Origin of the sequence: Mangrovibrevibacter kandeliae (genome assembly GCF_024519155.1) — a bacterium.
Classification (GTDB): Bacteria; Pseudomonadota; Alphaproteobacteria; order Rhizobiales; family Rhizobiaceae; genus Mangrovibrevibacter; species Mangrovibrevibacter kandeliae.
This window is the reverse complement of record NZ_JANIFJ010000009.1, coordinates 111,188-130,868: the sequence shown is the minus strand read 5'-3', so window position 1 is coordinate 130,868 and position 19,681 is coordinate 111,188. Positions and strand designations below refer to the sequence as shown.

Sequence of the window (19,681 nt, the reverse complement as noted above, 5' to 3'; positions counted from 1 at the left end):
CCACCGCAGGCCACGCGTCCCGCGCCGCCGCCGCCCGCGGCCGATCGTCCGGCGCCAGCCGCGCCTCCGGCCGCCGCCGCGCCTGCTGCCGCGCCACGCGCGCAGCCTGCCGCTGAACTCCCGCGTCCGGCTCCGCCGCGCCCGTCTCCGCCGCGCGCCACGCCGACCTTGCCGCCGGGAGGGGCGCCGCTGCAGCCGGCTTCCTCGCCGCTGCCGCCGCGGGCCGACGCGCCCCTGCGTCCGGCGCCGCCGCCTGCCGCCGCGGCACCGAGCCAGACCCATGCCCGACCGGCGCCGGTTGCAGCGCCGCAGCCCGCGGGACAGGCTCCTTCCGCCTCCACAGCCGCGCCGCCCGCTTCGCCGCGTCCCGGCCCGACGCCGCCCATGCCGCCGACCGTGTCGCCGGCTGCAGCCCCCCGCGCGCCTGCGGCGCGGCTCGCGCCGGGCACGGCTGCGGCGCCCGCGATGCCGCCGCCCGTCGGCCCGGTCTCCAAGCTCCCGCCGGCAAGCGTGCCGGATGCGCGACCTGCGCCGCCGGTCCGCCGCGAGCCGGTGTTCGAGCCGGTGGAGCTCGACGACGAGCGACCGGCCGAAGCCTATGGGGCGCAGGAGCACGGCTTCGTGCCCGAGGACGGCGGCGAAGACGACGAGGCGACCGGCTATGTCGATCCCTACGAGGCGGTGGGTCTGCCCGCTGCCGATGTCGAAGCGCCGCGCTATGCGCCAGCGCGCCGCGTCGGCCGCCGCTCGCGCGTGCCGCTCCTGGCGGCGAGCGCTCTCGTGCTGTTGCTGGGCGGCGGCGCCGCCGTCGGCTGGATCTATCGCGACGACCTGCAGGCGCTGCTGAACGGCACGGGGAGTGCGTCGCCGTCGCCGGCTCCGGTGGCAGATACTGCGCCGGCCACGCCGGCAGCGACGACGCCCGCGACCTCCACCGACACGCAGGTCGCTTCGGCACCGCCTGCCGCACAGCCGTCCGCGCCAGCCGATGGCGCGCATACCGGGACCGCGGCGCCGGCAAGCGCTGCGGCCGCACCCGAGCCACGCCGCCGCTTCACGCAGCGCTTGCTCGCGGACGGTTCGGAGGTCGATGCAGGGCCGGCGAAGCCCGTCACCAACGATTTCGACGAAGGCACGGAGGTCGCCGAGGCCTCTCCGGTGCCGGAGGACCAGCCGGCCGCGGCTGCCGCCCCAGACGCCGGCACGGTGACGCCCGATACCGCGGCGACGGGCGCGCCGGCCGAGGCACCCGCTGCACCAGCGGCAGGCAATGCCCAGCAGCAGACCGCCGCGCTGCAGCCGCAGCAGGGCCCGGCGTCGATCGCCGTCGGCCAGCGCGCGGTATTCTACGAGGAGCGCTCGAACAGCGAGCCGGCGACGCAGCAGACCGGCAACGTCGTCTGGACCCTCGTCAACGAGGCGCCAGCCGAGGGGCAGCCGCCCGAGCCGGCGATCCATGCCGTCGCCGACGTGCCGGACGAAAACCTGAAGATGACGATGACGATCCGGCGCAATTCGGATGTCACGCTGCCGGCGAGCCACGTCATCGAGCTCAGCTTCGAAGTGCCGCCGAACTTCCAGGGTGGCGAGATCGCCAACGTCCAGCGCCTGGCGCTGAAGCCGACCGAGCAGGCACGGGGCGAGCCGCTGATCGGGGTGGCGGGGAAGATTTCGGATGGCTTCTTCATCATCGCCCTCAACAACCTGCAGCAGGCGACCGACACCAACCTCGACCTCTTGATGAAGCAGGAGTGGATCGACATCCCCGTCGCCTACTCGAACGGACGCCGGGCGCTGCTGTCGATCGAGAAGGGCCTTCCCGGCGATCGGGTGTTCGAGCAGGCGATCAGCGCCTGGAAGGCGAAGACGTGACCGCAAGTGCCTGGAAATTCTAGAAGGCCGTCCAAAACGAAAGGCCCGGATCACCGATCCGGGCCTTTCTCGTTCAAGCTCTGCGTGAGGCGCGCGAGCGCTCAGGCCTCGGCGTGCGCCACCGGCCGAAGCGCGCGTCGCGCGGCCTCGGCGCTGTCCCGCACCGCCTTCTGAACCTTCTCGAACGCGCGCACCTCGATCTGGCGCACCCGCTCGCGGCTGATGTCGAACTCGCCGGACAGCTCCTCGAGCGTCAGCGGATCCTCGGCGAGGCGACGGGCCTGGAAGATCCGCCGCTCGCGGTCGTTCAGCACGTCCATGGCCTGCTGCAGCATGCCGCGACGCTGCTCCAGCTCGTCCTGCTGGACGAGTGTCTCTTCCTGGCTTTCCGATTGATCGACGAGCCAGTCCTGCCATTCGCCGGACTCGCCCTCGGTCGCGCGGATCGGCGCATTCAGAGAGGCATCGCCCGACAGGCGGCGGTTCATCGAGACCACTTCGTCCTCGGACACACCGAGCGTCGTCGCGATCTGCTCGACCTGGTCCGGCCGCAGATCGCCCTCGTCGAGCGCCTGGATGCGGCTCTTCATCTTGCGCAGGTTGAAGAACAGGCGCTTCTGATTGGCCGTGGTGCCCATCTTCACGAGGCTCCACGAGCGCAGGATATATTCCTGGATCGCGGCCTTGATCCACCACATCGCGTAGGTCGCCAGGCGGAAGCCCCGCTCCGGATCGAAGCGCTTTACGGCCTGCATCAGCCCGACGTTCCCCTCGGATATGACCTCGCCGATCGGCAGGCCGTAGCCGCGATAGCCCATCGCGATCTTCGCGACGAGACGCAGGTGGCTGGTCACCAGCCGGTGCGCCGCGGCACGATCCTCGTGCTCGGCATAGCGCTTGGCCAGCATGTACTCTTCTTGCGGCTCCAGCATCGGGAACCGGCGGATTTCGTCCAGATAGCGGCTGAGGCCGCCTTCACCCGAGGCAATGCTCGGAAGGTTGGCTTGGGCCATGACTTGCCCCTCCATTCACTCGATCTTCGACCGCTTCGAAAGCCGGCCTAGACGCGCAACGCTCAAAAAGCCGCAGCGCGCTACACCTCATATGGGGATGAGAACGTGGGATTACACGACGGAAAACGGGGCACACGCAAACGTGTGCAGCCGCCTCAGGACAGATCCTGCCGGCCGCGGACGATCATCGCCCATCAGGTCTTCAAACGCGCAGTGCGTCGAGAAGTTCCAGCATGTCGCCCGGCGGGTCGCGCTCGAACAGCAGAGCCTCACCGCTCACCGGGTGCTGGAAGCCGAGCCTGAAGGCGTGGAGGGCCTGCCGCTCGAAGCGGTCGATCACCGCCGCCGCCGGCTCGGGCAGCCGCCTGGTCTTGGTCCTGAACCCCGCGCCGTAAAGCGGGTCCCCGACCAGCGGATGGCCGAGATGGGCCATGTGCACCCGGATCTGATGCGTGCGGCCGGTTTCCAGTTCGCATTCGACGAGCGAGACCGGCACGTCGGCGGTTCCCAGCACCTCACGCACGGTGAAGTGGGTGATCGCCTCGCGCGCGTCCGGCCGGTCCGCCGAGACCACCGCGCGCTTCGTCCGGTCCTGCCCGGCGCGCCCGAGCGGCGCGTCGACGGTGCCGTTGCGGCGCGGGAGCTGGCCCCAAACCAGCGCGAGATAGCCACGCTCCAGCCGGCCGTCGCGGCCGTGCGCGGCGAACTGCTGCGACAGCGCCCGGTGGGCGGTCTCGGTCTTGGCGACGACCATCACGCCGCTGGTGTCCTTGTCGAGGCGGTGGACCAGCCCCGGCCGCCGCACGCCGCCGATTCCGGCCAGCGTCGCGCCGCAGTGGAAGAGGAGGGCGTTGACGAGCGTGCCGCGCGGATTGCCGGCGCCGGGATGGACCACGAGACCCGCCGGCTTGTGGAGCACGACCAGCGCGCCGTCTTCGTAGAGGACGTCGAGCGGGATGTCCTCCGGCTCGGGCTCGGCGAGCTCCGGCTCGGGCAGCGCGATCTCGATCGTCTCGCCGACGGCGACCTTGCGCTTGGGCGACAGGACCGGTGTGCCGCCGATCGTCACCGAGCCGCCCTCGATCAGCGCCTGGACGCGGCTGCGCGACAGTGCGCCGGTGAGCGCCGCGGTCAGGAACTGGTCGAGCCGCGTACCGGAGGCGGCCTCGTCGACGGTGAAGGCGCTTGCCTCGCTCTCGTCTTCGCTTGTAGGAGCCGTGTCGATGTGAAATCCCCTGAATGGCTGGATGATGACGATCGACGACGAGCCGGAAGCGCCGCTCGACCCCGCCGCCGAGCGCCTGCGGCGCAAGATGCTCCGGCTCCTGGCCGTGTCGGTCGGGACGCTGATCTTCGGCGTTATGGCCGTGCTCGGGGCGATTGTCTACAAGGTCAACCGGCCGGCGCCGGCCGATCGCACCGAGGCTGAGACGAAGGCGCTCCCGGCCGAAGCCGCGATCGATCTGCCGGTCGCAGGTGCGATCCGGCAGATCGCGCTCGATGGCGATCGTGCTCTGGCACTGGTGGGGGAGGGAGCGGACGAGCGGCTCCTGGTGATCGACCTTGCCACGGGGGCGGTCGCAGCCCGCTACACCCTCCGCCGCCCGTGACCTCGCGCGATCCCGGACGGCGGCAGAAAAGTCCTTGCCTTCGCCGGATGGCCCGATTATATCGGCCACCACTGGTCAGCGCCCATCGTCTAGCGGTCAGGACGGCGCCCTCTCACGGCGCAAACAGGGGTTCGATTCCCCTTGGGCGTACCAGTCATCCTCTTCTCTCGATCATCGTCACCGCTGCCCGGCGAGCCCTGCTCCTGCGTGGCGCGGGCCGCATCGTCGCTGCCGCATGTCCGAGGGAGGCCGGCCCGAGATGAGCGGGCTCATCCCCATCGAGGATCCGGGCGACCCGCGCATCGCCGTCTTCCGCGACGTGCGGGAGCGCGACATCGTCGGGCGCGAAGGCTTCATCGCCGAAGGCACCGTGGTGCTCGACCACTTTCTCGCCTCCGAGCGCTTCCGGCCGACCGCGCTGCTCGTCCTGCGCAACCGGCTCGACGGACTGCGTGACAGGCTGCTCCAGGTGCCCCGCGACGTGCCGGTCTACGTCGCGGAGCGTCCGGTGATCGACGCCATTGCCGGCTTTCCCATGCACCGGGGCGTGCTGGCGCATGGCGAGCGTCGGGCCCCTGTCGAGGACGCGGCGCTCCTGCCACGTCTTGCGGCAAGCGGGGGCCTCGTCCTCCTCGCGGTCGGGATCGCCAACCACGACAATGTCGGCGCGATCTTCCGCAACGCGGCCGCGTTCGGCGTCAGCGCCGTGCTGCTCGACGAGACCGCCTGCGACCCGCTCTACCGCAAGGCTCTGCGCGTCTCGGTCGGCACCGTCCTCAGCCTGCCCTGGTCGCGCGGCGGGACGGCCGAAGCGCATGCGGCGACGCTCGCGGGTCTCGGATTCCGGTGTCTTGCCCTGACGCCCCGCGGTGCGACGCCGCTCGGCTCGCTCGAGCGCGGCGACGGAGCGGTCGCGCTGTTTCTGGGCGCCGAGGGACCGGGACTGCCCGGCCCGGTGATGTCCGGCATGGAGACGCTGCGCATCGAGATGGCGCCCGGCCTCGACAGCCTGAACGTGGCGACGGCCGCAGCGGTCGCGCTGCATCATCTCTATTCGCGGGCGCCGCCTGCCTGACGGGTGACAGGTCCGGCACGTCCGTCCTCGCGCATCAACTGGCGGACCCGGTCGGCGAGGCTCGCGGAGGCTTCGTCCGCTCCCTTGGGCGAGACCGGCGCCGCCTCGATCAGCCGGAGCGCCTCGGAATCCGGGCCCTCGGCCTCTGCGGTGATGCGGATCACGCGGGCGGCGATGTCGCTGATCCGCTGGCGGATCTCGCCCTCGCTCATGTCCGGCAGGATCGGCTCGAACGCGAGGTCGGGTCTCGTCTGTGCCGGGGCCGCGGCCGTCGCGGCCTTCGGCTTGGCTTCACGGGCGGGAGCCTCGTGCGGAACGGCGCCGGGCGTCGAAGGCCGGCCGGGCTTGGCCGCCAAGGCTGCGGCCGTCGGTGCCGCCGCGGGCGGGGCGATCGGCGCATCGGCCAGCGACACGGCCTGGCGCCGCTTGAAGGCGGCGATCTCGTCCTCCCGGTCGGCGAGCCGCGCGGTGATCCGCGACAGGCGCTCGTTCAGCGCCGTCGTCTGGTCCTTTTCCCGCTGCAGCTGGCCGTCCATCGTCGCCGTTTCCGAGCGTGTCCGCTCGATCGTGTTCTGCAGGTCCCGCCCGCGCTTCTCGGTCGCGCGCAGCGTGTCCGACAGGCGCTCGATCTTGGCCTCTGCCGCCGCGAGCTGAACCTTGCGCTCTTCAGCGATGCCGCCGAGCTCGCGATAGCGCCCGGCGAGCGCGTCCATCTCTTCGACCCGCAGCGACAGGTCGTGACGGGTGCTCTCCAGCGCGGCGCGCAGACCGTCGTTCTCGTCCTCGATGCGCCGCAGACGTGTCTCGATCTCGCGCGCCTGCCGGTCCGCCTCGCTCGCCCGCTCGTCAGCCGTGCGCGAGCGGCTTCGAAGCTCGGCGTTCTCGATCGCGATCCGGCCGGCCTCGGCCCGCTCCCGCGCCGCCCGAGCCTCGCGTTCCCCGAGCAGCACCTCCTGTCGCCGGATCCACAGGGCGGCCTCCGCGCGCACCTGATCGGCCTCCGCCCGCAGCTCGTTCGCGGTGGTCGGAATGGTCGCCTCGAACTCGCGCCAGGCGAGCCGCTGGGCCTTGCGCCACAGGACGGGCGCGAGGAGCAGTGCCGCGAAGACCGCCAGCAGCACGCCGAAGGAGAAGGTGAGGGCGGTCGCGATCATGGCATCCTGGGCGGTCGGGGAAACAGGCGACCCTCATGTAGCGCGTCGGGGCGCCGAAGGCACGTGACCTCGGCGCCGCACGGCGCAAACCGCTGCCGGAGCGGCCCTTCTGCGACGCCTGACCGTCAGAACGGGTTCCAGGTCGGCATCGGGGTGATCTTCAGATACCCGAGATTGAAGCCGAGCCGGGCGCCGACACCGGTCTTCACCGGGACGATCGTGATGTCGTTGAGCTTCAGCATGGTCATGCCGACGCCGCCGACGAGATAGGCGCTGCCGGTCACGCCGCCGAAGCGGCCGTAGACGGCCTCGACGGACGGCAGGTTGTAGACCAGCATCATGGTGCGGGCGCCGTCGCCGCCGACGTCGAGGCCGAGCGAGGGACCCTGCCAGAACACCCGGTGCTCGCCCGCGTTCTTGGTGAACAGCGTGCCCTCGCCGAAGCGCAGGCCGCCGATGAAGGCGCCGGAGGCTTCCTCGCCGAGGATGTAGCCGTTCGGCAGGCCATACTGCTGGAACGCCTTCTCGATGACGCTCGCCAGTCCGCCCGACGTGGCGCCGAAGAAGCGGTGGCCCTCGTCGACGATCTCGTTCACCGTGTAGCCGTTCTCGACGGCGCGGGCCGGCGTCGCCACGGCATAGGCGAGGCTCAGCGCGGCGATGATGATACCGAGCGCGCGGCGCATCGGGAAAAGGTCGACGAGCATGCGGTGCTCCCATCCGGAATGACGCGACGGCGATCGGGGCAGCCGGATCTTACCCTTACCGTTGTTTCCCTCGCATTTGAGCAGATCGTGGTTGTCAAAAGCCTAACGCACGACCTCCATGGAGCCCGTGTTGACGGGGCCCGCCGCCAAACCCATTGTCGCCTCGACGGCGGCTCGATTGATTCGCCGCTGCAGTCCAGCCCGTCGAATCATGGAATTGCGGTCATGAACCTTCCCGAAGTCTCGGCATCGGATCTCGCAGCGCTGCTCGCGAGCCGTCTGTGCCATGACATCATCTCGCCGGTGGGCGCGGTGCAGAGCGGCCTCGAACTGCTCGACGAGATGCCGAACGATCCGGAGTCCATGGCGCTCGTGCGCAACTCGACGAAGAGCGCGGTCGCCAAGCTGCAATTCGCGCGGATTGCCTACGGGGCGTCCGGATCGACCACGGCGCAGATCGATCTTGGCGACGCGCAGAGCGCGGCCGAGGGCTTCATGAGCTTCGAGCGGGCCAATCTCACCTGGACGGGCGCGCGCGCCTATGTCGCCAAGAACGTCGCCAAGGTGCTGCTCAACCTGCTTGTGGTCGCCAACGCTTCGGTGCCGCGCGGCCGCGAGGTGGTGCTCGAGATCGACAGCGTCGAGCCCGTCGTCGCCGCGCGGCTCATCGCACGGGGCAAGCCGTTGCGCGTGCCCGCCAAGTTCAAGGCGCTGCTGGAGGGCGCGCCGCTGGAGGAGGGCATCGACGCTCACGCGATCCAGCCCTACTACACGCTCCTCCTGGCGCGCGAGACCGGGCTCTCGATCAGCCTCACCGTCGCCGAGGAGGAGGCGGTGTTCACCGTCGCATCGGTGCCGGCCCAGCCGGTCTGAGCCGGTCCGCCAAAATTCACTCGATGTTGGTGATGCTTCGTAACCGGTCGGAAAAGTCGACCGGCTAGTCTGCGACGCTGCACGGGCAGGTTCCGTGCGGCTCGAGGGGCTGGGAGAAGCGGATGCAGAGCTGCCTGATCGTCGATGGGTCCGAGGTGATCTGCAAGGTCGCCGGCCGCATCCTGTTCGAATCCGGCTACGGCGTGTCGACCGCCCATTCGGCGAAGGAGGCGGTCGCGGCCATCGAGTCCCAGGGCATGCCGGGAATTCTGATCGTATCGGCCATTCTCGAGGAACGGCCTTGCGAGGATCTGATCCGGGCCGTGCGCGCCATGCCGTCCGGCCAGTATCCGGCGATCCTCGGTGCGATCGTCGAGGCCAATCTCGGGGTCATGACGCGGCTGAAGCGGGCCGGCGCGACGGGCTTCATCTACAAGCCGTTCGATCGCCGCCTGCTGCTCGGCTGGCTGGCGCCCTACGCCTCCAAGGCGGCCTGACCGCGCGACCGGCGCCCGGCGACGGCCCGACGCGAAAAGGCGACCCGGCGTGCCGGCGGGCACGGCGGATCGCCTGTTGAACCTGGCGCAGACCCTCAGGCGGCGCGGGTATCCTCTTCCGGCTCGCGCAGCACGTAGCCGCGGCCCCAGACGGTTTCGATGTAGTTCTTGCCCTCGGTGGCGTTGGCGAGCTTCTTGCGCAGCTTGCAGATGAAGACGTCGATGATCTTCAGCTCCGGCTCGTCCATGCCGCCGTAGAGATGGTTCAGGAACATCTCCTTGGTCAGCGTGGTCCCCTTGCGCAGCGACAGGAGCTCCAGCATCGCGTACTCCTTGCCGGTCAGGTGGACGCGCTGGCCGTTGACCTCGACCGTCTTGGCATCGAGGTTCACCGTCAGGTCGCCGGTGTGGATGACCGACTGGGCATGGCCCTTGGAGCGACGGACGATGGCATGGATGCGGGCGACGAGCTCGTCCTTGTGGAACGGCTTCGTCATGTAGTCGTCGGCGCCGAAGCCGAGCCCGCGGACCTTGTCCTCGATGCCGGCCATGCCGGACAGGATGAGGATCGGAGTCTTCACCTTGGACAGACGCAGCGTCCGCAGAACCTCGTAACCGGACATGTCCGGAAGGTTCAAGTCCAGGAGAATGATATCGTAATCGTACAGCTTACCGAGATCGACGCCTTCCTCGCCCAGGTCGGTCGTGTAGACGTTGAAGCTTTCAGACTTCAACATCAGCTCGATGCTCTGAGCGACGGCGCTGTCATCTTCGATCAAGAGAACGCGCATCCACTTATCCTTCCGCCGGCTTGCCGGGAGTCACACTTCCGACAAGAAGTTCCTTTTTCCAAATCGTGACCAGAGAGTGGCACGGATTGGTTAACAAGATCTGTGGCCCTTCATAGGCTTCGGGACGCGAGCTCATTTCGCGATGGTCTCAACCTGGCTCCTCACATGACCCATCCGGCCGACGCAGTCGGCGGCTCCGCAATCATCGCGGCATTTGTGGTCGGTCGATTTACCCGGCCTTAAATCCTCATCTCTATGATTAACGGTGCGCGTAAACAGACAGTTAAGAGCATAGGCCGCGAGGCTTGCCCGAAACCGCCGCGCTTTTGAAATCGAGCTGCCGCGAAGGCGGCGCCGCAGATGGGAAGACCGACATGAAGCGGGACAATCTGGTGCGACTCACCCGGTTCAAGGTCAACGAGAAGCGGTTCCAGGCCGAGCAGCTGGAAATGATGATGGCCGACTTCGAGCGCATGGCGGACGAACTCGACGCGCAGATCGCCAGCGAGGAGAAGAAGGCCGGCATCACCGATACGGCGCATTTCGCCTACCCGACCTTTGCCAAGGCGGCGCGCGCCCGCCGCGACAACCTGATGAATTCGGTCAAGGATCTGCGGGTGCAGATCAATGCGGCGCGGATCGCGCTGGAGGAGGCCGAGGCCGAACTGCAGAACGCCGAGAAGCTGGAGCAGCGCGACGGTCTGCGCGACGAGGCCGAGGAGCGGCGCGCCAGCGCCTGACGCGAGAGGCAATAGGGCAGCGGCCGACCGCTTCGGTCGATCGAGGGTGAAGCGGCTCGAACGGGCCGCTTTTTTTATGGCTGGGGCAGGGCTGGCGCGTGCGGGCCTCTGCGCCGGGCGAGCTGACAAGAAAAAGCCGACCCGAAGGCCGGCTCTGAAGCTTTTCGATCGAGCGGCGCTCCACCTTAGTGGTGGAGGTCCTTCTTGCGATACTCCTGGATCTGCGTCGTTCGCAGGCCCGCGAGCCCGTGTTGGTCGATCGACGTCTGCCACGACAGGAACTCTTCGACCGTCAGCGTATAGCGCGAGCAGGCTTCGTCCAGGCTGAGCAGACCCCCGCGAACCGCGGCAACAACTTCGGCCTTACGACGAATAACCCACCGGCGAGTGTTGGAAGGAGGCAGATCCGCAATGGTAAGCGGGCTGCCATCCGGACCGATAACATACTTCACTCGTGGTCTAACCGGATCGGTCATTGCACTCTCTACATTCATCAAAGACCCAATCAAGGCGACCTTAGCTCCGCGTTTTTAAAAAACCGTCAAGCGTGCTGTAACAATTCGTCAAGAGCTTTATTAACGGAGCGTATCCGGCCTCAGTCATGGGCTGTGGCCTTTTGCGCCGGCGCGCATTAGATGGGGTCGACGCGGTCGCTTGGATCGACCGACACTGCCGCTGCCGTGCCCGATTGCGAGCCGTCCGAAGAGGGGCGGGAATGCCGATGTTGAACAGTCTCGACCTGCCGAAGTCTCCGGCCGACACCCGCGTCGTCGTCGCCATGTCCGGCGGCGTCGACTCCTCGGTGGTGGCGGGTCTGCTCGCGCAAGAAGGCTATGACGTCATCGGCATCACGCTGCAGCTCTACGATGCCGGAGAGGCAGCGACGCGCGCCGGCTCGTGCTGCGCCGGACAGGACATCTACGACGCGCGCCAGGCGGCCGAGACGATCGGGATCCCGCATTACGTCCTCGACTACGAGGCCCGCTTCCGCGAGGCGGTGATCGATCCCTTCGCCGAAAGCTATCTCGCCGGCGAGACGCCGATCCCCTGCGTCGCCTGCAACCAGACGGTCAAGTTCCGCGATCTTCTGGCGACAGCGCGCGAGCTCGGTGCCGATGCCCTGGCGACCGGTCACTACATCGACAGCCGGGCCGAGGGCGCACACCGACGGCTGCGGCGTCCGGTCGATCTCGACCGCGATCAGAGCTACTTCCTCTACGCCACGACGCAGGAGCAGGTCGATTTCCTGCGCTTTCCGCTCGGCCGGCTGACCAAGCCGCAGACACGGGCGATTGCCGAGCGTCTCGGCCTGTCGGTCGCGGCCAAGCCGGACAGCCAGGACATCTGCTTCGTCGCCAAGGGGCGCTACAGCGACATCATCGAGAAGCTGAAGCCGGGAGCCGGGGAGGCGGGCGACATCGTCCATCTGGACGGGCGACGCCTCGGCCGCCATGCCGGCATCCTCCACTACACCATCGGCCAGCGCCGCGGCATCGGCGTGGCTGCCGGCGAGCCGCTCTACGTGGTGGCGCTGGAGCCGGAGACCAACCGCGTCCTGGTCGGTCCGCGCGAGGCGCTGGAGACCCGCCGCGTCGCGTTGCGCGATCTCAACTGGATCGGCGGCGCTCCGGTCGAGGCGCTGCTGGGCGACGGGCGCGAAGTCTGGGTCAAGGTGCGGTCGGCCCGTCCGCCGGCCGCCGCGCGGCTGGTCGAGGACGGCGAGGGTGGCGTCGCGGTGGAACTCGCAGACAGCGAGATCGGCGTCGCACCGGGACAGGCCTGCGTGATCTACGACGGTGCGGGCGCCGGGGCGAGCGTGCTCGGCGGCGGCATCATCCGCCGACCGCAAACCCCCGCCGTGTCCGTGCGGGACGCACCGCCGGCACGGGCGTCTTCGGCGGCCTGACCGCAGCCAATCCTGCGGGGCGCCGGCAATCCAAGAGCTTGGGTGCCGCAGATCTCGGCCAGCCGAGGCTCGGCTGAGCCCCAGTATGGCACCGCGGTTCCTCAGGCGCGCGGCGAAGCGAGCGCGAGGATCCGCACGTTCTCCACCGCGTCGGCCGCACCCGTGTCCGGCTCGCGGCGGCTCGCGATGCAGTCGATGAAGTGCCGAAGCTCACGCTCGAGCGGCATCGGACCGTTGACCGGGAGAAACTCGGGCTCGGCGTTGGTGAAGCCGAAGCCGCCGGCTTGCGGCCAGACGCGGTGGGCATAGAGGGCGAGCCTCTGCCCCTCGGGCGCGAGATCGTCGAAGGTGATCATCCCCTCGCTGCCGATCACCGAGAAGCGCCGATCGCGATAGGGCGAGACGCGCGAGACATGGATCTCGGCCGTCACGCCGTTGTCGAAGGTCAGATCGATATCGGCCGCGTCGGTCTGGTCGCTGAGCACGGTGCGGCGCACGGCCTCGACCCTGGCCACGGCCGAGCCGGCGATCTCGAGCACCAGGGAGATATCGTGGGGGGCGAGGTCCCAGACGACGTCCATGCCAAGAAAGCGCCCGAGCCCCAGCCGGCAGGCGGAGATGTGCCGGACCGCCCCGATGCGTTCCCCCTGAACCGCATCGGCGAGGGCGCGGAAAACCGGATGGAAGCGCAGGAGATGGCCGACCATCAGCAGCCGGCCGCTCGCTGCGGCCGTCGCGGCCGTCGCCTCCGCGTCCGCTGGATCGAGCGCGATCGGCTTCTCGATCAGGACGTCCTTGCCGGCGGCGAAGGCGCGCCGCGCGGTTGGCCCGTGCAGATGAGCGGGGAGCGCGAGCACCAGCGCGTCCAGATCCAGCGTCTCGATCGCCGCGTCGGGCGACAGTGCCGGCACGCCGAAGCGGCCGGCGAACTCGGCGGCGCGCTCCGGGTCGCGGTCGGCGACGGCGGCGAGCGCGCCGATCTCGCTGAGGGTGCGGATGTGGTTGCGGCCCCATTGGCCGCAGCCGATCACGCCGATCTTTGGCTGCATTAGGGAGTCCCGATGCTCGCGGCGGCGAGGCGAGAGCCCCGCGAATTGTCCGACGATGGATGGTAGCGGAGGAGGGACTTGAACCCCCGACACGCGGATTATGATTCCGCTGCTCTAACCAACTGAGCTACTCCGCCCCAAGGGGCTGCGGCAGACCGCTGAGGCGCGCCGCGAAAGCCGCGTCTCTATAGGGTTGGCCCGCTTGCGCTGTCAAGCGCGCGGGCGCCTCTGGAGCGTGCAAGGTGCGAGTGCGGCCAAGGCGTGAACCCCGCCGCCGTCGTGTTCCCGGTGCGTGCCGGCAGGCCCGCTTCTGAGCGGCCCGTCACCCCGCCTTGTGCACGCGCAGCGGCGCCCAGCTCTGGCTGACCGGCATCAGCTCGACCTGGTTGACGTTCACGTGCTTCGGCAGGGTCGCCACCCAGAAGATCGTCTCGGCGATGTCCTCCGGCTGCAGCGCGTCGGCGCCCTTGTAGAGCCGGTCGTAGGCCTCCTGATCGCCGCCGGTGCGCACCAGCGTGAACTCGCTCTCGCAGAGACCCGGCTCGATCGAGGTGACGCGCACGCCGGTGCCGTGCAGGTCGGCGCGCAGGCCGCGGGTGAACTGCTGCACGAAGGCCTTGCTGCCGCCATAGACGTTGCCGCCGGGGTAGGGCCAGTTGGCGGCGATCGAAGCGAGGTCGACGATCGCCCCGCGCCGTTCGATGAGCTTCGGCAGCAGGCGGTGGGTGATCGCGACGAGGCCGGTGACGTTGGTGGCGATCGTCGTCTTCCAGTCCGACAGGAGGCTCTCCTGCGCCGGCTTGGTGCCGAGCGCCAGGCCGGCATTGTTGACGAGGAGGTCGATCTCGGAGAAGGCCGCCGGCAACGTCGCGAGGGCAGCGTCCATCGCCGCCTCGTCGGTGATGTCGAAGGCGAGGGGGTGGAAGCTCTCGCCGAGTTCAGCCTGCAGCGCCTCGAGACGGTCGGCGCGGCGTCCGGTGCCGACGACGCGCCAGCCGGCCACGGCGAAGCGCCGGGCGGTGGCCTGGCCGAAGCCGGCGGTGGCGCCGGTGATGAAGAGGGTCGAGGTCACGGGAGAACTCCTTGCGGATGGGTCGGGGCGCAGAAGGGTGAGGGCCTCTTCAGGCGAGGCTGAGGGTGCGGGCGAGGCTGCCGACGGCGAGGAGGACGAGGACGAGCGCGACCGCCCGCTTCCAGGTTTCGGCGTCGAGCCGGCGGAAGCCGACATGACCTGCCAGGAGCCCCAGCGCAAGCGCCGGCAGCAGCGCCACCGCCGGGACGAGCGCCTCGGCCGGCAGGACGCCGAGCCCGACGCGCAGCAAAAGGCTGCCCGCATCGGTGAGCGCGAAGACGACCGTGAGCAGCGCCCGCGAGCGCGCCGGTGAGCGGCCGGCGAGGATCAGCCAGGCGACCACCAGCGTGCCGCCGACCGAAAAGGCGCCGATCATCGCGCCGGTGAAAAAACCTGCGGCCGCGGCCGCGGTCTCGCCCTCCAGGTGACGCGAGCGCACCCGCATCAGCGCCGCCAGCGCCGAGACGAGGACGGCGAGGTTGAGGCCGAGGAGCGCCGGCTCTTCCGGCAGCACCTTGAGGAGCAGGACGCCGGCGAGCGCGCCGACGAGGGCGGCAGCGCCGGTGATGGTGGCCTCGCGCCGGTCGAGCCCGGCGAGCGCGCCGCCGCGCATCAGGAGCGCCGTCGCGACGAGGTCGAGGAGGAGGACGATGCTCGTCGCGGTCGCCGTCGGCCAGACCAGCGACAGGATCGGCGCGGCGATCAGCGCGAAGCCGAAGCCGGTCGCCCCGCGCACCAGCGCGGCGAGGAAGACGGCGAGCGAAAGGAGGAGAAGCGTCACGACCACATCCGGGAGCACGCAGCGATCCATGCCGCGCCGGCCGCGCCGCCGACAGGGCCAGCCGCCGACTTCGGTGGAGCCAGGGCGGCCGAGCGGGCGGCGCTGGACCGGTCGAAACCATCCCCTGGCCCTAACGGCATGACGCCGGGCGGGCGCATCAGCGACGCACCACCAGACCCGCGTCGCGAGGCCGAGAATGTCCGCCGCCATCGACATGCAGCACCACTGGCTGCCCTTCACCAACAACCGGCTGTTCCGCGAGAGCCCGCAGATCTTCGCGCGGGCAGAGGGCGTGCGCTACGAGACACCGGACGGCGCCACCATCCTCGACGGCTCCTCGGGCCTGTTCTGCACGCCGGCCGGCCACGGCCGCCGCGAGATCGCCGACGCGGTCCACCGCCAGCTGCTGACGCTCGACTACACGCCGCACTTCCAGCGCGCGGCGCCGAACTCCTTCGAACTCGCGACCCGCCTTGCCGCGATCCTTCCGGCCGGCCTCGACAGGATCTTCTTCGCCTCCTCGGGCTCCGAGGCGGTCGACAGCGCCATGAAGATCTGCCTCACCTACCATCGGGCGAAGGGCGAGGGGCAGCGCAGCCGCTTCGTGTCGCGCAACTGGGGCTATCACGGCGTCAATCTCGGCGGCACCTCGCTCGCCGGCATGGTCAACAACCGCCGGGAGTTCTCGGGCGTCACGGCAGACGTCGTCCACATGCGCCAGACCTGGCGCGAGGACCAGCGGTACAGCCCCGGCCAGCCCGAGAGCGGCGCCGAGCTCGCCGACGACCTGGAGGAGATCTGCCGCACCTATGGCGCCGAGACGATCGCCGGCGTCTTCGTCGAGCCGATCGCCGGCTCGATCGGCACGGTGGTGCCGCCGAAGGGCTATCTCGAGCGACTTCGGGCGATCTGCGACCGCCACGGCCTGCTGCTCGTCTTCGACGAGGTCATCACCGGCTTCGGCCGCACCGGCGCGCCCTTCGCGGCGCAGGCCTTCGACGTGACGCCGGACCTGATGACGATGGCGAAGGCGCTGACCAACGGCGCGATCCCGATGAGCGCAGTGGCGGTCCGGCGCGAGATCCAGGACACGATCTTCGCGGCCGCGGGCGCGGTGGACCGACCGGAGCTGTTCCACGGCTACACCTACTCGGCCCATCCGGTCGCCTGCGCGGCGGCGCTCGCCACGCTCGACATCTACCGCGACGAGGCGCTGTTCGAGCGGGCCGCGGCGCTGTCGCCGGTCTTCCTCGACGCGATCTTCGGGTTGCGCAACCTCGCGCAGGTCACCGATCTGCGCGGCTACGGCATGATGGCCGGCATCCAGCTGAAGCCCGGCGCTGCGCCGGGGGCCAAGGGCTCGCTGGTACAGCGGCTGCTGTTCGACGCGGGCCTGCACGTCAAGGCGACCGGCGACGCGCTGATCGTCGCGCCGGCCTTCGTCGCCAGCGAGGACGAGATCGCGCAGATGGTCGCGGTTCTTCAGCAGGTGCTGGGGCGCAGCGACCTCGACTGAACCAGCGGTCGCTGGCGGCGCCGGCATCGGGCTGCGGTCAGGGGAGGGGGCGCGCCGGCTGTCGCTCGTGCGAGAGCAAGGCGGCGGCGTCCTGCGCCGCCGCGGTCCGCGCCGATGGAGCCATTGAGGTTTGCGTCTCCGCAGCAGCCGCAATCGCGTCGGCGAGCCGCGCGAGGCCGGGCGCGATGGCCTCCGTCGCGATCGCGCCGAAGCCGAGGCGAAGGTAATTGCGCTCGGGCGTCGGCGCGGCGAAATGCACGTCGCCGACCTCGACCACGACGCCGCGCCGCAGGGCTTCGGCCTGCACATGCTCGGGCCGGACGCCCGGCGGCAGCTTCAGCCAGATCGCCGAGCCGCCGGTGGTCATCACCGGGCGGCAGTCGGGCAGGCGGCGCTCGATCTCCCTCAGCATCGCCGCCCAGCGGACCGCAAAGGTCTCCTGCTGCCGGCGGATGTGCGCGTCGTAATGGCCGTCCGCGAGGAAGATCGCCATCGCCCGCTGGTCGAGCGCAGAGGGATGGCGGTAGACGAGGCGGCGCAGCGCCCTCAACTCCACCACCACCTCGGGCGGCGCCACCAGGAAGCCGAGCCTGAGGCCGGGAAACACCGGCTTCGACAGGCTGCCGACATGAATCACGCGCTCGCAGCGGTCATAGCCCTTCAGCGCGTGCTGGCGCGGCCCGACATGGTTCACCTCGTGCTCGTAGTCGTCCTCGATGATGAGGATGTCGTGCCGTTCGGCCGCCTCGAGCAGCGCCAGCCGGCGCTGCATGGTCATCGTCACGTTGGTCGGCGCCTGGTGGCTCGGGGTGACGTGGACGAGGCTGCAGCCGGCCAGCCGCTCGTCGACCTTGAGCCCGTTGCCGTCGACCGGGATCGGCCGGATCTCGGCGCCCGCCAGCGCGAAGATGTTGCGCGCATCGGCATAGCCGGGATCCTCCACGCCGACGGTGATGCCGAAGCCGCAGAACAGCCGGGCAAGGAGATAGAGCGCGCTCTGGGCGCCGTTGGTGACGAGGATCTCCTCCGGCCGGGCCCGGAAGCCGCGGCGTGGCAGGATGCGACGCTGGATCTGCTCGACGAGCTCGGGATCGTCGGCGTCGACGAGGTCGCTCATCCAGCTCTTCAGGTGCTCGTTGCGGCTGGCCTGGCGGATGCAGTCGCGCCAGCGGCTGACCGAGGTCGGGTCGGCCGCCACCTGGCCATAGACGAACGGGTAGGGATGGCGGTGCCAGTCCTTCGGCTTGGTGATGCTCGGCTGGGACGAGGGACGCTGGCGCATCTTGCCGGTCAGATCGGCGTGTCGGGCCGTGGCGATCGCCTCGACCGGCGGCGCGGTTCGCCCCTTGGGGATCGTCTGCTGGCGCAGGAAGGCCTCGTCGACGAAGTAGCCGCGCCGGTCGACCGGCACGAGATATCCGTCCTGTGCCATGCGCTCGTAGACCAGCGTCACCGTGTTGCGCGAGACGTCCAGCAGGCGCGACAGGACCCGCGTCGCCGGCAGCGGCTCGTGCGGCACGATCAGCCCGGCGAGAATCGCTTCGACGATGCGCTCCTGGATCTGCTTCTGCAGGGGCCGCGCGGGGTCGAGAGGGTCGGCGAAGATGCGGTCGAACATGGCCGGCGCCGTGATCCTCCTGGCTCCATCATTATCGGATGCTGGCTCTAAATCGCCCGCGGTGCAGCATCATACGCTTCGCCCATGCCGCCTTCCAAGCCGCCCTTACGGCTGGCCCGGGCCGGCGCCGGAACCATCGTCCCCAGTCGCTCGCGAGGCTTGCCATGACCCTGATCCTGAAGCCGGTGAACCGGCGCACGCTCATCAAGACCACCGCGCTCGGCGCCGGGGCTCTCGCCATGCCGGCGCTGATCTCGCGCCAGGCGCTCGCCTCCTCGGGCGAGATCAACATCATGATGTGGTCGGACTATCTGCCGGAAAGCTTCACCAAGGCCTTCACCGAGAAGACCGGCATCAAGATCAACTTCATCGGCATCGGCTCGAACGAGGAGATCCTGAACAAGCTGAAGGCGACCAACGGCGAGGGCTTCGACCTCGTCTCACCGACGCTGAACCGGAACCTGCAATGGCAGGACCTCGGCCTGCTGCAGCCCTACGACATGTCGAAGGTGGCGATCGACAAGGTGAACCCCTCGATGGCGCTCGGCGACAAGTTCTGGAACTTCGGCGGCAAGGGCCCCGTCTGGATCCCGCACATCTGGGGCACCGAGGGCGTCGCCTGGCGCATCGACCAGTTCACCCCCGCGGGCGAGTTCCCGAGCTATTACGACGTCTGGGACGACGCCAATGCCGGGAAGACCATGGGCCGCGGCCACTCGATGCTGCTCGGCCTCGGCCTCGGGATGGAGCGCCGCGGCGAGATGGAACCGGGGTCGATCTGGTCCGCCTACGAGAGTGAAGACAAGATGAAGGCGGTGTGGGGCAAGCTTCTCGAGACCGCGATCGCCAAGAAGAAGAACATCAAGCTGATCTGGAACGACGCCGACACGCAGAAGAACGGTCTCCTCAACGAGGGCGTCATCGTGGCTCAGACCTGGGACGGCCCGCCGCTGGCGCTGAAGACAGCCGGCGAGCCGGTGATGTACCGCGCGCCGGTCGAGGGTGCGCTCGCCTGGGTCGACGGCATGTCGATGCCGACGGGGGCGAAGAACGTCGACCAGGTCTATGCCTTCATCGCGGCCTGCTACGATCCGCAGCTGGCCGGCGAGGCGATCAAGACGCATGGCTACAACTCGCCGGTCGTCGGCGCCGACGAATTCGCCGGGGAGGTTTATGCCAGGAACTTCGCCGACGCCTATCCGGGTGACGCGCTCGCCAAGCTGAACCCGTGGCCGGCCGAGCCGACCTGGTACGCCGAGACCCGCACCGAGTTCACCAACCGCTTCATGAGCGCCTGAGGCTGCGGCCCTGCCGCATTCGGCGTGGCGGCTCGTCGCCATGCCGCGTTTTGCCTGGACCCGACACGGCGGCCGCCCGTCGTGTCGCCTCGACTGACGCAAGCCGCCG

The 19,681-nt window shown here is 69.5% G+C and carries 19 protein-coding genes and 2 tRNA genes; 10 read left to right on the top strand and 11 right to left on the bottom strand.

Annotated features, from left to right (window positions below):
* Positions 1-465 precede the first annotated feature (465 nt).
* Positions 466-1,872, top strand: coding sequence for a hypothetical protein (locus NPA30_RS18580; protein WP_256804296.1), 1,407 nt, complete (start codon positions 466-468; stop codon positions 1,870-1,872).
* Positions 1,873-1,973: 101 nt separating this feature from the next.
* Here NPA30_RS18580 and rpoH read toward each other — a convergent pair whose 3' ends face one another.
* Together rpoH and NPA30_RS18570 are read right to left on the bottom strand one after the other, a co-directional pair.
* Positions 1,974-2,885 carry an RNA polymerase sigma factor RpoH gene (gene rpoH / locus NPA30_RS18575; RefSeq protein ID WP_256804295.1) on the bottom strand — a complete coding sequence of 304 codons (912 nt, stop codon included), beginning with the start codon at positions 2,883-2,885 and terminating at the stop codon, positions 1,974-1,976.
* Between the two features lie 202 nt (positions 2,886-3,087).
* Positions 3,088-4,110, bottom strand: a complete 1,023-nt coding sequence (locus tag NPA30_RS18570; RefSeq protein WP_256804303.1) for an RluA family pseudouridine synthase — start codon at positions 4,108-4,110, stop codon at positions 3,088-3,090.
* A gap of 88 nt (positions 4,111-4,198) precedes the next feature.
* On the opposite strand from NPA30_RS18570, the gene NPA30_RS18565 reads away from it, so the two are divergent.
* The 3 genes from NPA30_RS18565 (at position 4,199) to NPA30_RS18555 (ending at position 5,570) form a co-directional block, all read left to right on the top strand.
* The gene (locus tag NPA30_RS18565) at positions 4,199-4,495 is read left to right on the top strand and encodes a hypothetical protein (RefSeq protein ID WP_256804294.1); all 297 of its coding nucleotides are present in this window, start codon (positions 4,199-4,201) and stop codon (positions 4,493-4,495) included.
* Between the two features lie 78 nt (positions 4,496-4,573).
* A tRNA-Glu gene (locus NPA30_RS18560) sits at positions 4,574-4,648 on the top strand.
* A 106-nt stretch (positions 4,649-4,754) separates the two neighbouring features.
* A complete protein-coding gene (locus NPA30_RS18555; protein WP_256804293.1) occupies positions 4,755-5,570 on the top strand; it encodes a TrmH family RNA methyltransferase in 816 nt (271 codons plus the stop codon).
* Here the strand turns inward: NPA30_RS18555 and NPA30_RS18550 are convergent.
* Together NPA30_RS18550 and NPA30_RS18545 are read right to left on the bottom strand one after the other, a co-directional pair.
* Positions 5,546-6,724 carry a hypothetical protein gene (locus tag NPA30_RS18550; RefSeq protein WP_256804292.1) on the bottom strand — a complete coding sequence of 393 codons (1,179 nt, stop codon included), beginning with the start codon at positions 6,722-6,724 and terminating at the stop codon, positions 5,546-5,548. The two genes, NPA30_RS18555 and NPA30_RS18550, sit on opposite strands and share 25 nt — an antisense overlap.
* 125 nt (positions 6,725-6,849) lie before the next feature.
* Entirely contained in the window at positions 6,850-7,410 is a 561-nt protein-coding gene (locus NPA30_RS18545; RefSeq protein ID WP_256804302.1) for a DUF1134 domain-containing protein, read from the bottom strand.
* A 246-nt stretch (positions 7,411-7,656) separates the two neighbouring features.
* Here NPA30_RS18545 and chpT point away from each other — a divergent pair, with 246 nt between their 5' ends.
* Entirely contained in the window at positions 7,657-8,304 is a 648-nt protein-coding gene (gene chpT, locus NPA30_RS18540) for a histidine phosphotransferase ChpT (protein WP_256804291.1), read from the top strand.
* Between the two features lie 122 nt (positions 8,305-8,426).
* Positions 8,427-8,801, top strand: a complete 375-nt coding sequence (locus NPA30_RS18535; RefSeq protein ID WP_256804290.1) for a response regulator — start codon at positions 8,427-8,429, stop codon at positions 8,799-8,801.
* Positions 8,802-8,896: 95 nt separating this feature from the next.
* On the opposite strand, the gene ctrA is transcribed toward NPA30_RS18535, so the two are convergent.
* Positions 8,897-9,592: a response regulator transcription factor CtrA gene (gene ctrA, locus NPA30_RS18530; RefSeq protein WP_256804289.1), complete on the bottom strand. Its 696-nt coding sequence runs from the start codon at positions 9,590-9,592 to the stop codon at positions 8,897-8,899.
* A gap of 374 nt (positions 9,593-9,966) precedes the next feature.
* Between ctrA and NPA30_RS18525 the strand changes: the two genes are divergently transcribed.
* Positions 9,967-10,332: a flagellar export protein FliJ gene (locus tag NPA30_RS18525; protein ID WP_256804288.1), complete on the top strand. Its 366-nt coding sequence runs from the start codon at positions 9,967-9,969 to the stop codon at positions 10,330-10,332.
* Between the two features lie 185 nt (positions 10,333-10,517).
* Here NPA30_RS18525 and sciP read toward each other — a convergent pair whose 3' ends face one another.
* Entirely contained in the window at positions 10,518-10,808 is a 291-nt protein-coding gene (gene sciP, locus NPA30_RS18520) for a CtrA inhibitor SciP (protein WP_256804287.1), read from the bottom strand.
* Positions 10,809-11,053: 245 nt separating this feature from the next.
* Between sciP and mnmA the strand changes: the two genes are divergently transcribed.
* Complete coding sequence (mnmA, locus tag NPA30_RS18515; protein WP_256804286.1) at positions 11,054-12,238, top strand: tRNA 2-thiouridine(34) synthase MnmA; 1,185 nt, start codon at positions 11,054-11,056, stop codon at positions 12,236-12,238.
* Between the two features lie 101 nt (positions 12,239-12,339).
* Here the strand turns inward: mnmA and NPA30_RS18510 are convergent, their stop codons facing one another.
* From NPA30_RS18510 to NPA30_RS18495, 4 genes are all read right to left on the bottom strand, one after another.
* Positions 12,340-13,287 (bottom strand): Gfo/Idh/MocA family protein, encoded by a 948-nt coding sequence (locus NPA30_RS18510; protein ID WP_256804285.1) that lies wholly within the window; start codon positions 13,285-13,287, stop codon positions 12,340-12,342.
* A 60-nt stretch (positions 13,288-13,347) separates the two neighbouring features.
* Positions 13,348-13,424 (bottom strand) — tRNA-Met (locus tag NPA30_RS18505).
* A gap of 185 nt (positions 13,425-13,609) precedes the next feature.
* A complete protein-coding gene (locus NPA30_RS18500) occupies positions 13,610-14,359 on the bottom strand; it encodes an SDR family NAD(P)-dependent oxidoreductase (protein WP_256804284.1) in 750 nt (249 codons plus the stop codon).
* Positions 14,360-14,408: 49 nt separating this feature from the next.
* Positions 14,409-15,140 carry a TSUP family transporter gene (locus NPA30_RS18495; RefSeq protein WP_256804283.1) on the bottom strand — a complete coding sequence of 244 codons (732 nt, stop codon included), beginning with the start codon at positions 15,138-15,140 and terminating at the stop codon, positions 14,409-14,411.
* 196 nt (positions 15,141-15,336) lie between these two features.
* On the opposite strand from NPA30_RS18495, the gene NPA30_RS18490 reads away from it, so the two are divergent.
* Positions 15,337-16,656, top strand: coding sequence for an aminotransferase class III-fold pyridoxal phosphate-dependent enzyme (locus tag NPA30_RS18490; protein WP_256804282.1), 1,320 nt, complete (start codon positions 15,337-15,339; stop codon positions 16,654-16,656).
* A gap of 37 nt (positions 16,657-16,693) precedes the next feature.
* On the opposite strand, the gene pdxR is transcribed toward NPA30_RS18490, so the two are convergent.
* Positions 16,694-18,274: a MocR-like pyridoxine biosynthesis transcription factor PdxR gene (gene pdxR / locus NPA30_RS18485; protein ID WP_256804281.1), complete on the bottom strand. Its 1,581-nt coding sequence runs from the start codon at positions 18,272-18,274 to the stop codon at positions 16,694-16,696.
* Between the two features lie 164 nt (positions 18,275-18,438).
* On the opposite strand from pdxR, the gene NPA30_RS18480 reads away from it, so the two are divergent.
* Positions 18,439-19,572 carry an extracellular solute-binding protein gene (locus NPA30_RS18480; protein WP_256804280.1) on the top strand — a complete coding sequence of 378 codons (1,134 nt, stop codon included), beginning with the start codon at positions 18,439-18,441 and terminating at the stop codon, positions 19,570-19,572.
* Positions 19,573-19,681: the final 109 nt, after the last annotated feature.